The 16,523-nt window shown below is 68.2% G+C and carries 16 protein-coding genes; 6 read left to right on the top strand and 10 right to left on the bottom strand.

The features are described 5' to 3' along the window. Positions 1-58: 58 nt before the first annotated feature. On the bottom strand, positions 59-466 hold the full coding sequence (locus NOV86_RS22935; protein WP_267644201.1) for a DUF8526 domain-containing protein: 408 nt from the start codon (positions 464-466) through the stop codon (positions 59-61). A 107-nt stretch (positions 467-573) separates the two neighbouring features. On the opposite strand from NOV86_RS22935, the gene NOV86_RS22930 reads away from it, so the two are divergent. Both NOV86_RS22930 and NOV86_RS22925 read left to right on the top strand, forming a co-directional pair. Further along, the gene (locus NOV86_RS22930; protein ID WP_267644200.1) at positions 574-1,137 is read left to right on the top strand and encodes a thioredoxin family protein; all 564 of its coding nucleotides are present in this window, start codon (positions 574-576) and stop codon (positions 1,135-1,137) included. Positions 1,138-1,257: 120 nt separating this feature from the next. Then, a complete protein-coding gene (locus tag NOV86_RS22925; RefSeq protein ID WP_267644199.1) occupies positions 1,258-1,557 on the top strand; it encodes a hypothetical protein in 300 nt (99 codons plus the stop codon). 91 nt (positions 1,558-1,648) lie between these two features. On the opposite strand, the gene NOV86_RS22920 is transcribed toward NOV86_RS22925, so the two are convergent. Together NOV86_RS22920 and NOV86_RS22915 are read right to left on the bottom strand one after the other, a co-directional pair. After that, the gene (locus tag NOV86_RS22920) at positions 1,649-3,313 is read right to left on the bottom strand and encodes an acetate--CoA ligase (protein ID WP_267644198.1); all 1,665 of its coding nucleotides are present in this window, start codon (positions 3,311-3,313) and stop codon (positions 1,649-1,651) included. Positions 3,314-3,412: 99 nt separating this feature from the next. Continuing rightward, positions 3,413-4,495, bottom strand: coding sequence for an NADH:flavin oxidoreductase/NADH oxidase (locus tag NOV86_RS22915; RefSeq protein ID WP_267644197.1), 1,083 nt, complete (start codon positions 4,493-4,495; stop codon positions 3,413-3,415). A 130-nt stretch (positions 4,496-4,625) separates the two neighbouring features. Between NOV86_RS22915 and NOV86_RS22910 the strand changes: the two genes are divergently transcribed. After that, the gene (locus NOV86_RS22910) at positions 4,626-5,438 is read left to right on the top strand and encodes a BtpA/SgcQ family protein (RefSeq protein ID WP_267644196.1); all 813 of its coding nucleotides are present in this window, start codon (positions 4,626-4,628) and stop codon (positions 5,436-5,438) included. A 92-nt stretch (positions 5,439-5,530) separates the two neighbouring features. Here the strand turns inward: NOV86_RS22910 and NOV86_RS22905 are convergent, their stop codons facing one another. From NOV86_RS22905 to NOV86_RS22890, 4 genes are all read right to left on the bottom strand, one after another. After that, positions 5,531-5,893 (bottom strand): Hsp20/alpha crystallin family protein, encoded by a 363-nt coding sequence (locus tag NOV86_RS22905; protein ID WP_267644195.1) that lies wholly within the window; start codon positions 5,891-5,893, stop codon positions 5,531-5,533. Between the two features lie 141 nt (positions 5,894-6,034). After that, a complete protein-coding gene (locus tag NOV86_RS22900) occupies positions 6,035-7,354 on the bottom strand; it encodes a RimK family alpha-L-glutamate ligase (protein ID WP_267644194.1) in 1,320 nt (439 codons plus the stop codon). Positions 7,355-7,415: 61 nt separating this feature from the next. Then, a complete protein-coding gene (locus tag NOV86_RS22895) occupies positions 7,416-8,009 on the bottom strand; it encodes a DJ-1/PfpI family protein (RefSeq protein WP_267644193.1) in 594 nt (197 codons plus the stop codon). 111 nt (positions 8,010-8,120) lie between these two features. Further along, complete coding sequence (locus NOV86_RS22890) at positions 8,121-8,612, bottom strand: dCTP deaminase/dUTPase family protein (protein WP_267644192.1); 492 nt, start codon at positions 8,610-8,612, stop codon at positions 8,121-8,123. A gap of 77 nt (positions 8,613-8,689) precedes the next feature. Between NOV86_RS22890 and NOV86_RS22885 the strand changes: the two genes are divergently transcribed. The 3 genes from NOV86_RS22885 to NOV86_RS22875 all read left to right on the top strand — a co-directional run bounded on the left by NOV86_RS22885 (position 8,690) and on the right by NOV86_RS22875 (position 11,562). Continuing rightward, positions 8,690-9,643 (top strand): mechanosensitive ion channel family protein, encoded by a 954-nt coding sequence (locus tag NOV86_RS22885; RefSeq protein WP_267644191.1) that lies wholly within the window; start codon positions 8,690-8,692, stop codon positions 9,641-9,643. Between the two features lie 66 nt (positions 9,644-9,709). Then, positions 9,710-10,843 (top strand): N-methyl-L-tryptophan oxidase, encoded by a 1,134-nt coding sequence (gene solA / locus NOV86_RS22880; RefSeq protein ID WP_267644190.1) that lies wholly within the window; start codon positions 9,710-9,712, stop codon positions 10,841-10,843. Between the two features lie 47 nt (positions 10,844-10,890). After that, positions 10,891-11,562, top strand: coding sequence for an O-methyltransferase (locus NOV86_RS22875; protein WP_267644189.1), 672 nt, complete (start codon positions 10,891-10,893; stop codon positions 11,560-11,562). A 45-nt stretch (positions 11,563-11,607) separates the two neighbouring features. On the opposite strand, the gene NOV86_RS22870 is transcribed toward NOV86_RS22875, so the two are convergent. The 3 genes from NOV86_RS22870 to NOV86_RS22860 form a co-directional block, all read right to left on the bottom strand. Next, positions 11,608-14,010 (bottom strand): methyl-accepting chemotaxis protein, encoded by a 2,403-nt coding sequence (locus NOV86_RS22870; protein ID WP_267644188.1) that lies wholly within the window; start codon positions 14,008-14,010, stop codon positions 11,608-11,610. A 520-nt stretch (positions 14,011-14,530) separates the two neighbouring features. Next, positions 14,531-15,622, bottom strand: a complete 1,092-nt coding sequence (locus NOV86_RS22865) for an aminopeptidase (protein WP_267644187.1) — start codon at positions 15,620-15,622, stop codon at positions 14,531-14,533. A gap of 60 nt (positions 15,623-15,682) precedes the next feature. Further along, positions 15,683-16,480: a creatininase family protein gene (locus NOV86_RS22860; RefSeq protein WP_267644186.1), complete on the bottom strand. Its 798-nt coding sequence runs from the start codon at positions 16,478-16,480 to the stop codon at positions 15,683-15,685. Between the last annotated feature and the right edge of the window lie 43 nt (positions 16,481-16,523).

Raw genomic sequence — 16,523 nt, 5'->3', positions numbered from 1 at the left:
ACCTCCCGTGGTGCGTTCGCGTGGGTTCCAGAACATGGGTATCGTACCTGCGTGGTCGCTATCTGTCGTCGGGGAGCCGCCCGGACTCGTCGACCGGCCGGGTGAGGCCGTCGCGGAGGTCGTTCCCGAAGTGGGCGCCGAGGCTGCCGGCACCGAAGCTCAGGGCGGCGGCGATGCCGAGCGTCTGCGGGTTCACCGTGATGAGGGCGATGATGGCCGCCACGATGCCCTCGCCGATGATCGTCGCCGCCAGGCTGACGCCGAAGACGGCGACGACCGCGGCGACGCCGGCCTCCAGCGTCGGCTTCTCGTCGACCGCGAGCCCGGCGACGAACGCCCCGAGCAGCGTGCCGACGTACGTCCCGACCAGCGGGATGTACTCCATCCCGAGCACCGCCCCGAGTACGACCGTGACCAGGGCGACGGCGAACCGCTTCGGTGCGAACCGCGACGCGCGCTCTGCCATGCACTAGCACGCGGACCACGGGACGAAGTATCTTTCTCCTGATACGGAAACGCGGGCGGGGCTCGCCGAGCGAAAACCACTAACACCGCGCCCGACTACCCTCTCGCATGGTTCTGCTCGAATCCGACACCGAGATGCAGAAGGGCGACGCCGCACCCGCGTTCGAGCTCCCCGGCGTCGACGGCGAGACGTACTCCCTCGACGACTTCAGCGACTACGAGGGCCTGCTGGTCGTGTTCACGTGCAACCACTGTCCGTACGCCCAGGCCAAGTTCGACCTGCTGAACGACCTGGCCGCGGAGTACGACGAGGTGGCCGTCGTCGGCATCAACCCGAACGATGCCGAGGAATACCCCGACGACTCCTTCGAGGCCATGCAGGAGTGGACCGAGGAGGGCCGCATCCAGTACGACGCCTACCTCCGCGACGAGAGCCAGGAGGTCGCCCGGGCCTACGGCGCGGTCTGCACGCCCGACCCGTTCCTCTTCGAGCGCGAGGACGGCGAGTTCAGACTGGTCTACCAGGGTCGCCTCGACGACGCGATGAACCCCGACGCCGAGCCGACGCGCTTCCACATCCGGGAGGCCATCGACGCCATGCTGGCCGGCGAGGCGGTCGACCTTGAGTGGCAGCCGTCGCAGGGTTGCTCCATCAAGTGGACGGACGAGTAGGCCGCGCTCGAACACTCTCGCTTACTGGGAGGTAAGTTCCCGCGGCTCACCGTCTTACCCGCGAAACACCTGCACATCCCCGGGAAAACGAGATAAACCGGTGTCGCTTAGATTTATACCATGCGACAATTTGGGGGGTCGCGCACCACTGGAGTACGACGAGTTCTGGGGGGACTCGCCGAGTTCGTATCGGTCGTCATGGGCATCCTGCTGTTCCCGGTGTATCTGGCACGGGCGAGGACGTCGAAACTGGTCCAGGCGACGGTCCTCGCCGGGTTCGGAGGTGTCCTGCTCGTGATGGTGCTGTTCCCGCCGTTCGCCCTGCTGGCAGCCCTGTTGCTGTTCGTCCTCGGCGGGACGGTGGGCGCGATGACGGTCCAGCAGAAGCAGGTCGACGCGATAGAACGCACGGACGAATAGGAGAGATAGCGGTTTTTTGCAGAGGCGACTCGCCAGAGAGCCGGCGGGCCGTCGGGTCCTCAGGCCGTCGGGTCCTCAGGCCGTCGGGTCCTCAGGCCGTCGGGTCCTCGGTCCGGTCCCGCAGCTCGGTCCGGCGGATCTTCCCGGTCACCGTCTTCGGCAGTTCGTCGACGAACTCGATCTCACGCGGGTACTCGTGGGCCGAGAGCTCCTCCTTGACGTGGTCCTGCAGTTCCGAGGCCAGCGCCTCGGACCCATCGTACTCGTCGGTCAGGACGACGTAGGCCTTCACGATGTTGCCGCGCTCCTCGTGGGGCTTGGGGACGACCGCGGCCTCCGCGACGGCGGGGTGTTCACCCAGCGAGGACTCGACCTCGAAGGGGCCGATGCGGTAGCCGGAGGAGAGGATGACGTCGTCGGCGCGGCCCTCGAACCAGAAGTAGCCGTCCTCGTCGACGTGCGCGAGGTCCCCCGACAGGTACCAGTCGTTGACGAAGCAGTCCTCGGTCTGTTCGGGCTTCTGCCAGTAGCCCGCGAAGAAGCAGGGGTAGTCCCCGCGCTGGGCGATCTCGCCGGTCTCGCCCGGTTCCAGTTCCTCCCCCGTCTCGGGGTCCACGACCGCGGCCTCGATGCCGGGCAGGGGCCGGCCCATGCTGCCGGGCTTGACCTCCATCGTCGGGTAGTTGTTGATGATCATGTTGCCCGTCTCGGTCTGGCCGTAGGTGTCGTGGACGGTCACGCCGAGGCGGTCCTCGGCCCACTCCACGACCCCACCCGAAAGCGGTTCCCCGATGGAGAGCGCGTGGCGCAGGTCCAGCGAGGTCCCGTCCAGCACCTCCTCGTTGGCCCGGAGCATCCGGTAGGCGGTCGGGACCGAGAACAGCACCGAGATGGGGTACTCGTCGAGCAACTCGGCCCACGTCTCGGGGTCGAACTCGCCCTCGTAGGTGAACAGGCTCGCACCCCAGAACCACGCGCCGAGGGTGTTGATGGGCCCGGTGAGCCAGCCCAGGTCACCGGTCGACCAGTAGAGGTCGTCGGGCTGGAGGTCGACCGCGAACCGCTGGGTGGCGGCGACGCCGGCGACCCACCGGTGCCTGTGCTGGACGCCCTTCGCGAGCCCGGTCGTCCCGCTGGTGTAGTAGAGCAGGGCGTCGTCCTCGCCCCCGGTCTCTGCGGGCTCGTACTCCCGGCTCGCCTCCTCGACGGCGGCGCGGAAACTGATGTCGCCCTGCCGGATGCCCCGGCCGTCCTCGGAGAGGACGATGACGTGCTCGACCGAGGGCGCGTCTTCGAGGGCCCGGTCGATGGTGTCGCGGTTCTCGGCGGTCGTGACGACCACCTTCGCGTCGCAGTCGTCGAGCCGGTAGGAGATGCCGTCGGGCCCGAAGCGCTCGTTCACCGACCCCCACACCGCGCCGGTCTTGAGTGTCCCGACGAGCGCGATGTAGTGCTCTGGCACCCGCGGCATGTACGAGAAGACGCGGTCGCCCTGGTCCACGAGGTCGTCGAGGACGTTCGCGAACTGGTTCGAGCGGTCCCGGAGCTCCCAGAACGACAGGGTCTCCGACTCCCCGTCGGTTCCCACGTAGTAGAGCGCGACCCGCGACCGGTCCTCGGCGTGGCGGTCGCAGACCTCGTGGGCGATGTTCAGTCGTTCCGGGGCGTCCCAGTCGGCCTCCGCGTAGATATCGTCCCAGGAGAAGTTCTCGCGCCGTGCCTCGTAGTCCGAGAGGTTGTGGCCATCGACAGGCATGACGGTTCGCACTTCTCCCGAGAGTGTAATGATAGTTGACCCGGATAATCACGGGTCTGAAACGACCCCGGGAATCGTGTCGGGGGCTGTCGGTCGGTCCTACACCGCCCGCCGGTACTGCACGGGCCACTCGACCGCGTCCTCGCGTCCCAGTTCCTCGGCGGCGTGCAGCGTGAAGTAGGGGTCCCGAAGGTGCTGGCGGCCGACAATGGCGAGGTCGGCCCGGCCGTTCCGGATGAGGGCGTCGGCCTGCTGGCCGTTCGTGATGCCACCGACCGCGCCGACGAGGGCGTCGGTCTCTGCCCCGACGCGCTCCGCGAAGGGGACCTGGTAGTTCGGGCCGGTGTCGGGGAGCTGCTGGTCGGGGTGGAGCCCGCCCGCGGACACGTCGACGAGGTCCGCGCCCAGCTCGGTGAGGTCGCCGGCGAGCCGGGCCGTCTGGTCGACGTCCCAAGACTCGCGGTCGGGGAGCCAGTCCGTGGCGGAGACACGCACGAAGACGGGCTTCTCGTCGGGCCACACCTGCCTGACCGCCTCGGTGACCTCGCGGACGACCCTGGTCCGGTCCTCGAAGTCGCCGCCGTAGCGGTCCTCGCGCCGGTTCGTCACCGGTGAGAGGAACTCGTGGAGCAGGTAACCGTGGGCGGCGTGGACCTCGGCGATCTCGAAGCCCGCGTCGAGCGCGAGTTCGGCGGCCCGCGCGAAGTCGTCGACCAGTTGCTCGACCGCCCCGGTCGACATCGTCTCGACCTGCTTGTCGTCGTCGTAGGGGTACGCCTCGGCCGAGGGCGAGGGCGCGACCCAGCCGCCCTCGCCGGGCTGGACCGGCTCCGAGCCCTCCCAGGGCGGGGTCTTCGTCCCCTTGTGGCCGGCGTGGGCGAGCTGGATGGCCGGAACCGAGCCCTGGCTGCGCATGAACTGGGTGATGGGCGCGAGGGCGTCGGCGTGCTCCTGGCTCCAGATGCCGAGGTCGCGCGGCGAGATGCGTCCTTCCGGGGTGACCGCGGTCGCCTCGGTCATCACGATGCCGGCACCGCCGACGGCCCGGCTGCCCAGGTGTTGCTCGTGCCAGTCCGTCGCCAGCCCGTCGAACTCGCAGGAGTACTGGCACATCGGGGAGACCATCACGCGGTTCGGGACCGTCGTCTGGCGTATCGAGAGGGAACTGAAGAGGTCGCTCATTGCCCGGGGTTGGCCGGCCCCTCAAAAACCCGTGCCGGAGACAGCCGCCTTTGCCGGTAGTGGGACGACCCGCCCGGCCAGCAGACGCAGAAAGGCGTCGTTTATCGCGGTGGCCGCGCAACCGCGGGACATGCACTGCGAGTCCCTCTTCGGTACCGCGAAGCCGGTCGTCGGTATGGTCCACCTGCCGCCCCTGCCGGGCGCGCCCCGGTTCGACGGCGACCGCGAGGCCATCCGCGAAACCATGCTCGCCGACGCCCGCGCCCTCGAAGCCGGCGGCGTCGACGCCATCATGGTCGAGAACTTCGGCGACGCCCCGTTCTACCCCGACGACGTGCCAAAGCACGTGGTCGCCCAGATGGCCGCCCTCTGCCAGGAACTGGTCGACGCGGTCGACGTGCCGGTCGGCGTGAACGTCTTGCGGAACGACGCCGACGCCGCCCTCTCCATCGCGGCCGCGGTCGACGCCGACTTCGTCCGTGTCAACGTCCACGTCGGTGCGACCGTCACCGACCAGGGGCTCCTGCAGGGGCAGGCCCACGAGACCCTGCGGCTGCGCGACCGGCTCGACGCCGACGTGGCCGTCCTCGTCGACGTGGGCGTCAAGCACGCCACCTCGCTGGGCGACCGACCCCTCAAGGAGGAACTGGCCGACGCCTGCGAGCGCGGCCTCGCCGACGGCATCATCGTCTCGGGGAGCGGGACGGGCGACCCGACCTCCCACACCGTGCTGGAGGACGCGAGGACGTTGCTCGACGAGGAGTTCCCCGAGGTCCCCCTGTTCGTCGGCAGCGGCGTCACCCAGTCGAGCGTCGCCCAGACCCTCGACCTGGCCGACGGCGTCATCGTCGGGACCGCGCTCAAGGACGGCGGCGAGACCACGAACCCGGTCGCCGAGGAGCGAGTCGCGGCGCTCGTGGCGGCGGCCGACCCGGTGCGGTAGCACCGCCACCCGGTGCGGTAGCACCGTCGGGAGTCCTGCCACCCACGCGAGCCGTCGGCTCACCGGGTCGTGACGAGAGAAGAGACGTGGCGCTACTCGACCGTGACGGTCGGTGCCTTCTCGAAGACGAGTTCCAGCACGCCGTTGCTGTAGCGGGTGCTGACCGGACTCGTCTCGACGGTGGTCGGCAACGAGACCGACCACTCGCCGGCGTACGGGTGACTCACCCGTAGCGACGCGGTCCGACCCGTACATCGGATGGCGATGTCCTCCCGGTCGACCCCGCCGGGCACGTCCGCCACGACGAAGATCACGTTCTCTTCCTGGTATACGCTCCAGAGAATCCTGTCGGAGAGCCAGCCGCTGCTATCGAAGCGACCCCCCAGAGCGTCGCTGAACAACCTCTCGAACTCCTCGAAGAAGGGATCCATGTCGTCCCTCCCGCCGGTATCCATGCACATAGATAGGGTGTGACACGGTATAGCTTGCGCGGTCCCGGGTGACGAAAACAACACCTAGTCACCCTGTCACCACCGGGTAACGAAATGTCCGCCCTGTAGGGGAGTCACCCGGCCGCCTGCTGGCGGTTAGCTTCCTCAGGCGCTCCCGTCGGCGCGGGAGTTGATGTCCACGTGATAGTACTGGAGCACGTCTCGCCCCAGCAGGACGGGGTGTTCCATGTGGCTGCGGTCCTCGACGCTGGCCTGGACCGTGTGGCGCTCGCCGCCGAGGTCGACCACCACGTCGACCATGGGGCGGACGCGACCGGCCTTCAGGCTCCCGGACTTGATTCGGATGCTGTTCCGGACCGGCCCGGCCCCGATGGCGGCCGCGAGTCGGGTGTCGATGCTGGTCCGGCCCGCACCGGTGTCGGACTTCGCGTAGATGGTCTCGGCCCCGCTCGTCCCGATGACGGTCACCTCCTCGATGTAGCCGACGGTGGCGGGTTCCGCCCCATCCGTGACCGCCAGCGGCGCGCAGGCGGGGATGGAATCGTCGAGCGTCGCGGCGAGTTCGGCGACGCGCTCGTCGTCGACCGTCCCGCCGGCCGCCTCGATGGCCAGTTTCGCGATGTAGGGCGCCGGCGAGCGCCCCGTCGCCTCGTAGAGCCCCCTGAACCCGGCGGTCGGGTTGACCTCGAGGATGCACCAGCCGTCCGGCCCCTCGACCAGGTCGACGCCGGCGTAGTCGAGGTCGAGCACCCGGGTCGCGTCGAGCGCGATGCGGGCGACCTCGTCGGTGAGGGCGTCGCCGGCGTCCTCGACCTCGCCGCCGAGAGCGACGTTGGTCCGCCAGTCGCCCGGCGGCGCGTACCGGAACATCGCCCCGACGACCTCGTCGCCGACGACGTACACCCGCATGTCGCGGTGGCGCTCGCCCGTGGTCTCGACGTACTCCTGGAGGAACGCCTGCTTCATGCCGACCGTCGGGGTCTTCTGCTCGTCGGTCTCGACGAGCCAGGTGCCGGCCCCGTTCGTCCCGATGGCGGTCTTGTAGACGGCCTTCTCGCCGAAGGCCTGGAGCGACTCGTTGAACTCGTCGTAATCGAGCGCCAGCAGCGCGTCCGGCACCGGGATGCCGTGTTGGGCGAGGACGATGGCGGTCGCGTACTTGTCGAGCGCCGTCATGACGTCCTCCGGGTGGTTGAGCGTCGGCCGCAGGTGCGCGAGCCGGTTCGCCAGGCACAGCTCCTCGAGTGGTGCGTCCGCCTTCGAGAGCAACAGTCGGTTCACCACCACGTCGACCGGCGGGTCGAGGTCGACCTCGCCGTCTCGTATCCGGATGGCCGTGTTCTCCTCGCGAAGCCACTCGGCGTCGGCGCCGAGGGCGACGAGGGCGTTGCAGATGGCTTTGGTCTCCTTGCTGCTGTGAAGGCTGAGAACACCGACAGCGGGAGCCCGGGACCCTGTCTCCATGACAGAGATACGCCGGGCGGATATATCAGTTCGCCGCGTCCCGTGGGTACTGTGGCCGCACTCAGTCGTCCGCGGTGACGGGTTCCCGGTGCGTTACCTCGGTGCCGAGCACGTCGAGGAACTGCGAGAGCCACTCGGGGTGGTCCGGCCAGGCCTGCGCCGTCACGAGGTTCCCGTCGGTCGTGACGCCGTCGTGCCACTCGCCGCCGGCCGCCTCGACGTCGTACTTCAGGGCGGGGTAGGCGGTGCAGCCGTAGCCCTCGATGACGTCGGCGGCCGCGAGGATCTGTGCGCCGTGACAGATGCAGGCGACCGGCTTCTCGGCCTCGAAGAAGTGCTGGACCGCCGAGATGACCTCCTCGTAGTTCCGGAGGTACTCCGGCGCGCGCCCGCCGGGTACGACCAGCGCGTCGTAGTCGGCGGGGTCGATGTCGGCGAACGTCGCGTTCAGCGCGAAGTCGTGCCCGCGAGTCTCGAGGTAGGTCTGGTCCCCCCGGAAGTCGTGGACGGCGGTCTTCACCGAGTCCTCGGCTGTCTTCTCGGGACAGACCGCGTGGACCTCGTGGCCCACCGCCTGGAGCGCCTGGAAGGGCACCATTATCTCGTAGTCCTCGACGAAGTCACCGGCCAGCAGCAGGATTTTCTTTGCACTCATTGGGAGTAACACCCGTGTGATAGTTCGGGAGAAGAGGGCTTAATGGTTGGTACCGGGGCACACGGCGCGGTTGCCGAGCAGAACGCCGGCCGCGAAAGGAGGTGGCGGTGGTTACTCCTCGACGACGGTCGTCTCGTCGTCGAGCGGTTCGTCGCCGAGCGCGCCGGGGCCGGCGTGGACCGGGACGAGCGTCGAGATGCGGGCGTTCTCCTTGACCTTCAGGCCGGCACCGCCGACCGACAGGGGCATCAGGGGCAGGTGGTCGCCGATGGTCACCGTCGGGTGCGAGGCCCCCCGGGCCATGAGCTTGTTCCGGGGCTGGAGGAGCAGGCGAGCCTCGCCCTCGTCGACCATGAACTCGTTGTACTGGACGACGTACTGCCCCGCGTCGAGGTCCCACCACTGGTAGTCGTCGTCGGGGTTCCGGGTCGTCAGCTCGTGGGGCTCGAACTCGGCCTCCTCGAGTTCGTTCTCGCCGAAGTCGATGCGCCCCGGCCCGACGACCTCGTGGATGGCGCCCACGGTCAGGTCGATGCCGTGGTCGCGAACCTGCGTCTCCGGGTGGACCAGTCCGTCTACACGTTCGACGATGTCCTGGGACATACGGCCCCATTCGAGGGCCACTCCAAAAAAGGCGACGTGGCACAACGGTTTTGTGAGGGGCTGTCGATTGCCTCCCCGTGAAACGTCGTCTCGGGTACCTCGTCCTCGCCATCGCCTTCGTCGCCTTCCTCGGCTTCAGTTTCGTCGACGCCGTCTGGCCGGCGCTGCCGGGGACGCCGGACACGAAACTCATCCCGTGGGTGGAGAAGGGACTGCTCTCGATCACCATCGCCGGGGCGGCCTACGGCCTCTACCTGCTCGCGAGCCTCGGCCTCTCGCGCATCGTCCGCGACAAGCGCCGCCGCCACGACGTGCGAAACGTCGTCCGACTCTCGTTCATCGTCGCGGCCGCCATCGCCGTCGCCGGCGTCTTCACCGGCCAGTGGGTCGGCGTGCTGTTCTCGCTCGGTATCGTCGGCTTCGCGGTCACCTTCGCGCTCCAGCAGCCCCTCTCCTCGCTGCTGGGCTGGGTGTACATCATGGCGGTGCGGCCGTACCAGGTCGGCGACCGCATCCGCATCGACGACGCCCGGGGCGACGTCATCGACGTGGACTTCCTCGTCACGACGCTGTGGGAGGTCCAGGGTGACCTCGTGAGCACCCACCAGCCCTCCGGCCGGGTGGTCACCGTGCCGAACAGCAAGGTGCTCTCCGCACAGGTGTTCAACTACGCCATCGACGACTTCCCGTTCGTCTGGAACGAACTGGAGGTGCAGGTCTCCTACGAGACCGACCTCGACTTCGTGAAGGAGACGATGCGCGAGGTCACCGACGAGTACCTCGGCGACGAGATGGCCGCCCGGACCCAGCGCTACCGGCGCAAACTCGACGACACGCCGGTCGAACTGGAGGTCAGCGACCGCCCGACGGTGAACGTCCGGATGGAGCAGACGTGGGTCGTGCTCCGCGTGCGCTACCTCGTCCACCCCAAGCGGATGCAGTCGACCCGGAACGAACTCTACGACGAGATCGTCCAGCGCTTCCAGGCCGAACCCGAGAAGGTCGGCTATCCCGTCGGGCGGTTCCGGTAGGGCAGCGCCGACGACCGGCCCGACACGCCGGCACCCTTTTGCGCCAGCCTCCCGACAGCATCGCCAATGACCGAACAGTACGACGTCATCGTCGTCGGCGTCGGCGGGATGGGGAGCGCGGCCTGTGCCCACCTCGCCTCGCGCGGCGTCGACGTGCTGGGCATCGAACGCTTCGACGTGCCACACGCGAAGGGCTCCTCGCACGGCTCGACCCGCATCATCCGGAAGGCGTACCACGAGCACCCCGACTACGTTCCCCTGGTCGAGCGCGCCTACGAGAACTGGCGGGAGCTCGAGGCCGAGACGGGTCGGGACCTGCTCCACGTCACGGGGTCGGTCTGTGCCGCCCCGGCCGACGGCGACCTCGTGGCGAACGCCCGGCAGGCCTGCGAGGAACACGACCTCCCCTACGACTCCATGACCGGCGCGGAACTGAACCAGCGATTCCCGGGCTACGGCGTCCCCGACGACTACGACGCGCTCTACCAGCCCGACGGGGGGTTCCTCGACTGTGAGCAATCCGTCATCGCCCACGTCGAGCGCGCCCAGTCGGAAGGAGGGACGGTTCACGCCCGCGAGCAGGTCACCGACTGGAGCGCCGGGGAGGACGGCGTCCGGGTCGAGACCGACCGCGGGGAGTACGCGGCCGACTCGCTCGTGCTCGCCGCCGGCGCATGGGCGGGCGACCTCCTGCCGGAGTTGGACGGGACCGCGGTCCCCGAGCGACAGGTGCTGGGCTGGTTCCAGCCGCCCGAGCCCGCGGACTTCACGCCCGAGACCTTCCCCGTCTTCGTCACCGAATCCGACGACGGCGCGGAGTACTACGGCTTCCCGCGGTACGACCGCCCCGGGATGAAGGTCGGCGTCTATCGCCATCTGCACGAGGACGTCGACCCCGACGACGTGGCAGCCCCGACCCGCCGGGACGAGCAGGCACTCCGGGCGGTCCTGACCGAGCACTTCCCGGCCGCCGACGGGCCGACGATGGGGCTCTCGACGTGCATGTTCACGAACACGCCCGACATGGACTTCGTGGTCGACACGCTGCCGGACCGGCCCGATGTGGTCGTCGCCGCCGGTTTCTCGGGGCACGGCTTCAAGTTCTCGAGTGCCATCGGCGAGGCGCTGGCCGACCTCGCGCTCCACGGCGAGACCGACCTGCCCGTCGACGGTTTCGCGATCGACCGGCCCGCCCTCTGAGTCGTCCGCAGGAAACGCTTAGGTGGCCCGCGCGACCACCACCCGGCATGGACATCCCGTCGGACGACATCGCCCGATTCGTCGCCGCCACCGCCCCGGAACCGGACGACCTCGCCCGTGAGATGGACTACTACGCCGAGGCGGAGGGGTTCCCCCACGTCGGCCCGGAGGTCGGCGGCCTGCTCCGGATGCTCGCCCGGATGGTCGACGCCAGGCGGGTCTTCGAGTTCGGCTCCGGCTTCGGCTACTCGGCGTACTGGTGGGCGCAGGCACTCCCGGACGACGGGCAGGTCGTGCTAACCGAGTTCGACGCGGACGAACTCGACCAGGCCCGCGAGTTCCTCACCCGCGGGGGCGTCGACCACCTCGCCAGTTACGAACACGGCGACGCCCTCGACGCCATCGAGCGCTACGACGGCCCCTTCGACTGCGTGCTCGTCGACCACCAGAAACACCGCTACCGGGAGGCGTTCGAGGCCGTGCGACCGAAGCTCGCCCCCGGCGCCGTCGTCGTCGCGGACAACGCGATGACCGCCGGCCCCATCGAGTTCGACAAACTGCTCGAGATGGTCGCGGACGAGGAGTCCGACCCGGACGACGTCAACGAGCACACCCAGGGCATCTACGACTACCTCCATGCCGTCAGGAACGACGACGACTTCGAGACGGTGGTCCTGCCGGTCGGGGAGGGCATCGCTGTGAGTTACTACCTGGGCTGACGACGCCAGGAAAGAGGTTCGAGAAGGTGAGTCCAGGGACCGTGCCTACTCGAAGTCGGCCGGCTGGAAGCGGTCCGCCCACTCGTCGCCGCCCTCGTCGTCGCTGGTCGGTTCCGCCCCGTCCTGTGCCTGCTGTCCCGTCCCGCCGGTCGCCTCGACGACCTCGAGCTCGGCGACGTCCGTGTCGACCGCTTTCTCGGACTCGGCGACCTCGAAGGTGTCGACCGTCTCGGAGAGTGCGCGGGCCCGCGAGGCGAGCTGTTCGACGCGCGAGGAGACGTCCGTCAGGTTCGCGGTCTGCTCCTCGGCGGCCGCGGCCACCGTCTCGGCCTCGGCACTGGTCTGCTGGGAGATGGCGGTCGCCTCCTCCACCATCGCGACGACCTCCTCGGTCGAGGCGGCCTGCTGCTGGCTCGCCGCGGAGATCTCCTGTACCCCGTCGTTCGTCCGGTCGGCGTTCTCGGCGATCTGTTCGAGCGCCGCCGCAGCCTCGCGGACGCTGTCGGCATTCGCGGCGACCTTCTGCTTCGTCCGGCGGACCTCGGTCGCGGTCCGGTCGGTCTCGGCCCGGATGCGTTCGAGGCGCTCCTCGACGTCCTCGGCCGCCTCCTTCGTGTCGGTCGCGAGTTCCTTGACCTGCTTCGCGACCACGGCGAAGCCGTCGCCGTCGCCACCGCCGCTCCCGCGCGACGCCTCGATGTTGGCGTTCAGCGCGAGCATGTTCGTCTGCTTGGCCACGTCGGAGATGAACTCGACCAGTTCGTCGATCTCGGCCATCTCCGCTTCGAGGGTGTCCATCGCGTCGACCGCCGCCTCGGATTCGTCCTGTATCTCGGCCATCCCCGCGATGGCGGCCTGGGCGGCATCCTGCCCGGCCCGGCCGGCCTGTGCGGTGCGCTCGGCCACGTCGGCCACGTCGTTGGTCGTCGCGGCGATCTCCTCGGTCGTGGTCGAGAGGCTCTCCATCTCGCTGTTGACCGAGGCGAGGTTGTCGTGCTGGCGGTCCGCCCCCACCGAGATCTCCTGGACGGACTCGGTCACCTGTTCGCTGGCGGCCCGCACCTCGGTCGCGGAGTCGGCCGCGGTCTCGCTGGCGGCCCGGACCTCCGCGGCGAACGCCTTCGTCTCGCCGACGGCCGTCTCGAACTCGTCCAGCATCTCGTTGCACGAGGCGGCGACCGCGTGCATCGCGCGGGACTCGCTCTGCGGGTCCAGGCGCTGCGTGAGGTCACCCTCGGCCACGCTCGCCATCGTCTCCTGGTACTCGTCGGCCTTGCGTTCCAGGTGGTTGCTCAGACGCTCGGACTCGCGGCGGGCCTGCTCGGCCTCGTTCCGGGCCACCTCGACCTCCTCGATACGGGTCTTCAGCGACGCGCGCATCTCATCGAACGCCCGTCCGAGGTCTCCGATCTCGTCGGCGCGGTCGGTCGGCACGTCGGCGTCCAGGTTCCCCGACTGGAGCTCGCGTGCCGAGTTCGACAGCATCCGGACCGAGAGGATGGTGTTGCGCCCCAGCGTCAGCCCGATGAGGCCCATGCTGGCGACGACGACCCCGACCAGCACGAGCATCTGGTTCGAGATGGCCTGCTGGAGGGCGTACGCCTCGCTGGTCGGGACGCGCGCCGACACCGTCCACGGCATCTCGTTCGCGGCCGCGTAACTCACGGCCATCGACGTGTTCCCGTCCTCCATACTGGACGCGAAGCCCTTCTCCTCGCCCGGCAGGCTCATCCCGTCAACCCCGAGGAGGGCCGTCCCCTCCTCGGTGGACATCACAACCTCCTGCTGGTCGTTCGTGACGACCGTCTGCCCACCCTCGGGGTTCTGGAGCATGTCCTGCCCGAGCGTCTGCATGTTCGCGACCAGCACGACGGCCTGGTTCTCCTTGCCCTGGACCTCCGTGACGAAGAGGACGTGCGGAGCCCCACCCGCACCCTGGCTGCCCTCGTCGAAGAGGAAGGCGTCCGAGATCTCGATCTCCTGTGAGTCGTCCCCCGTCAACTGCGTGACCCGACTCGTGACGGGCTGTTTGAGCGTCGACTCGTTCTGCATCGCGCGGCGGCCACCCTGCTTCAGGATGACGTCACCGTCGTCCTCCTCGACGAGGAACGCCGCGGTGACGTGCGGGTTACGCTGGATGGTCCCGCGCAACTCGTCCTGGATGCGGCCGTAGGCGTCGTCGCGGTTGCTCACCGTCGCGACGGTCGCCCCGACCGACCGCGTCTTGCTGGTCATCGACCCGAACCACTCGTCGAGCTGGCTGCTCTGTAACGCCGCGGTCGTCGTCAGCTCCTCCTCCGTCTCCTCCTGTAGCGCATCGCCCGCGTTGACGTACACGTACGCGGCGATGGACCCCGAGACCACCGTGACCAGCAACAGCGCCACGAAGAACTTCGCGGCGTAGCTGCTCCTGAGTCGCCCCGGCAGCAGTCGTGATAGTGCTCCCATCGAGTACGCACTACACCTGCGCCACCGTATAAGTTTCTGAAATTTTATATGTTGCCGAACGAATCGGTGTGGAGCACTAGGACAGTCGAATGACGGTACTGGTTCTCACAATAGACGCCGGTAGCCGAGCCGGATTCGGCCGAAGGACTCTTCACTATTGTTCGGATTGGAGACCACAAAAACGTGTGCCCGAATCGACGAAGTGACAGATACTGGTTGTGTATTCGTCCGGTCACTCGAGGTCGCGCTGCTCCTGTGCTGTCACGGTTGGCAGTCCGAGAACTGAAGAATCAGTTCTGTTCGCGTGTCACGTTGGGGTGGGCGAAACGAGTTGGACCGAAGCAGTCCGACCCGAGACAGTCGCTGGTCCGGGGTTTCGAATAGAGGGTTCTCGTCCAGAATTCGAGGTTCTTGTTCCGCTCCCCGTTCGGACTTGGAGACGCTCCCTGCGGTCGCGTCTCCCTACTGCTCGCGGCTCCGCCGCTCGCTCCCGAGGTTCTTCGCTCCGCTCAGAACCTCCCTACCCCTCGAACCCGTCTTCGAACCTGAACGTCCCGTTGCGCTGTACGACTTCCCCGTCGACCTCGATGAACGAGTCCTCGCTCATGTCCACGATCATGTCGGTGTGGACGACGGACTGGTTCTGCTCGTTGTCCTCGCCGACGTTCTCCTCGTAGGCGCGTCCGATGGCCATGTGGACGGTGTCGCCCATCTTCTCGTCGAACAGCATGTTGTAGGTGAACCGGTCGATGTCGCGGTTCATCCCGATGCCCAGTTCGCCGAGGCGCTTCGAACCCTCGTCGGTGTTCAGCTGGGCGGTCAGGACCTCCTCGTTCTTCTCGGCGGAGTGCTCGACGACCTCGCCCTCCTCGAACTTGAGCCAGACACCGGTGACCTCGCGGCCCTGGGCCATCAGCGGCTTGTCGAACAGCACCTCGCCCTCGACGCTGTCGGGGACGGGAGCGGTGAACACCTCGCCGCCGGGCATGTTGTTCTCGGCGGTGTCGTTGATGGCGTGGTTGCCCGCGACGGACATCGTGACGTCGGTGGTCTCGCCGGAGACGATGCGGACCTCCGAGGCGTCGTCGAGGATCTCGACCATGTTCTCCTGGAACTCGTGCTGTTCGTCCCAGTCCTTGTTGATGGCGCCCCAGACGAAGTCCTCGTACGCCGGAGTACTCATCTCGGCCTTCTGGGCGTCGCCGGCGCAGGGGTACTGCGTGACGACCCACTTCGAGTCCATGTAGGCCTCCTGGATGGGCTTCATGTGCTTCGCGCGGGCCTGGTTCTTCGCCGGGGGCACGTCGCTCGTCTCGAACATGTTCTGGGAGCCCTTGACCGAGATGAAGGCGTCCGTGTTCTCCGCCATCGCCTGGATGTGGGCGGGCGTCTCGAAGTCGTCCTCGTCGGCCGCGAGCATGTAGGCACGCTGGACGGCCGGGAGGCTGACGTTGGTCGTCGGGTGGGCGCCCTTCTCGCCGAGGCGCTCCGCGATGGCGACGGCGAGGTCCTCGGCCTCGGCCGGCGCGTTGATGGCGACGCAGTCGCCCTGCTGGATGTCGGTGCACTTCTCGACGAGAATCCGTGCGTGTTCACGCACTCGTTCGTCCATACCTCGTCATTCGTCAACGCACGAATATTCGTTTCGAAAGGGTGGTGGAATTTGCCGGTGTCACTCCCGACGGCTGCCGGGTTGCGGGTCGACGTGGGGTTTCGCCATCAGGTCGTCGAAGGGCTTCTCGTCGAGCCACTCGAGCAGCGCGACCAGTTGCTCGGTGGCGGCCTCGAACAGTTCCTCGCCCTTCTCGGCGGTGGCGTCGGTCTGGTCGCCGAACACCCCGTTCGGGGAGTTGTCGATGGCGTCGTAGTAGTTCCGGGCGCCGTGGATGGTCGGGTCGCCGTCTTCGAGGTGGACCCGCCCGCCGTCGCGCGCCTCCGCCAGTTTGTCCGCCTTCACGTGCTCCGGGTCGAGGTGGAGCATCATCGCGGTCTCCTTCGGCCCGCCGTGGGGGCCGTTGTGCTCGAACAGGTCGTCCACGAGGTCCGGGATGGACTCGTCCCACATCCACTCGACCGCGTAGGCGTCGCGGTCCTCCCGGAGCCGACGGCCGACCTCGCGCAGGTGCTGCATGTTGCCGCCGTGGGCGTTGACGTAGACGATGCGGTCGATGCCGTGGCGGGTGAGGTTGCGCGAGAAGCTCTCGACGTAGTCGCGGAACTGGGGCGGGTCGACCGACATCGTCCCGTGGAACTGCAGGTGGTGGGTGCTGACGCCGATGTCGATGGTGGGCGTACAGAGGAAGCCGGTTCGGTCGGCAGCCTCGCGGGCGAGCCCCTCGGCTATCGTGTGGTCGGTGCTCAGCGGGAGGTGCGGGCCGTGCTGTTCGGTCGAACCGAGCGGGACCACGGCGACGGACTCTTCGGCGACGTACTCACCGAGGTCCGGCCAGGTCTGGTCTGCGAGGTACATGGCGGGACCTGTGCGGTCGTGGGACGTAACAGTTCGGGGACCG

The sequence above is a fragment of the Haloarchaeobius amylolyticus genome, from assembly GCF_026616195.1.
GTDB classification, from domain to species: Archaea; Halobacteriota; Halobacteria; order Halobacteriales; family Natrialbaceae; genus Haloarchaeobius; species Haloarchaeobius amylolyticus.
Note: the sequence above shows the minus strand (reverse complement) of the source record. Positions and strands in the feature narration are given on the sequence as shown.

What these genes read in the sequence shown, in the direction of transcription:
- NOV86_RS22935 (WP_267644201.1), bottom strand. Translation starts at nt 466, where the DNA reads ATGGCAGAGCGCGCGTCGCGGTTCGCACCGAAGCGGTTCGCCGTCGCC.
- NOV86_RS22930 (WP_267644200.1), top strand. Translation starts at nt 574, where the DNA reads ATGGTTCTGCTCGAATCCGACACCGAGATGCAGAAGGGCGACGCCGCA.
- NOV86_RS22925 (WP_267644199.1), top strand. Translation starts at nt 1,258, where the DNA reads ATGCGACAATTTGGGGGGTCGCGCACCACTGGAGTACGACGAGTTCTG.
- NOV86_RS22920 (WP_267644198.1), bottom strand. Translation starts at nt 3,313, where the DNA reads ATGCCTGTCGATGGCCACAACCTCTCGGACTACGAGGCACGGCGCGAG.
- NOV86_RS22915 (WP_267644197.1), bottom strand. Translation starts at nt 4,495, where the DNA reads ATGAGCGACCTCTTCAGTTCCCTCTCGATACGCCAGACGACGGTCCCG.
- NOV86_RS22910 (WP_267644196.1), top strand. Translation starts at nt 4,626, where the DNA reads ATGCACTGCGAGTCCCTCTTCGGTACCGCGAAGCCGGTCGTCGGTATG.
- NOV86_RS22905 (WP_267644195.1), bottom strand. Translation starts at nt 5,893, where the DNA reads ATGGATACCGGCGGGAGGGACGACATGGATCCCTTCTTCGAGGAGTTC.
- NOV86_RS22900 (WP_267644194.1), bottom strand. Translation starts at nt 7,354, where the DNA reads ATGGAGACAGGGTCCCGGGCTCCCGCTGTCGGTGTTCTCAGCCTTCAC.
- NOV86_RS22895 (WP_267644193.1), bottom strand. Translation starts at nt 8,009, where the DNA reads ATGAGTGCAAAGAAAATCCTGCTGCTGGCCGGTGACTTCGTCGAGGAC.
- NOV86_RS22890 (WP_267644192.1), bottom strand. Translation starts at nt 8,612, where the DNA reads ATGTCCCAGGACATCGTCGAACGTGTAGACGGACTGGTCCACCCGGAG.
- solA (WP_267644190.1), top strand. Translation starts at nt 9,710, where the DNA reads ATGACCGAACAGTACGACGTCATCGTCGTCGGCGTCGGCGGGATGGGG.
- NOV86_RS22875 (WP_267644189.1), top strand. Translation starts at nt 10,891, where the DNA reads ATGGACATCCCGTCGGACGACATCGCCCGATTCGTCGCCGCCACCGCC.
- NOV86_RS22870 (WP_267644188.1), bottom strand. Translation starts at nt 14,010, where the DNA reads ATGGGAGCACTATCACGACTGCTGCCGGGGCGACTCAGGAGCAGCTAC.
- NOV86_RS22865 (WP_267644187.1), bottom strand. Translation starts at nt 15,622, where the DNA reads ATGGACGAACGAGTGCGTGAACACGCACGGATTCTCGTCGAGAAGTGC.
- NOV86_RS22860 (WP_267644186.1), bottom strand. Translation starts at nt 16,480, where the DNA reads ATGTACCTCGCAGACCAGACCTGGCCGGACCTCGGTGAGTACGTCGCC.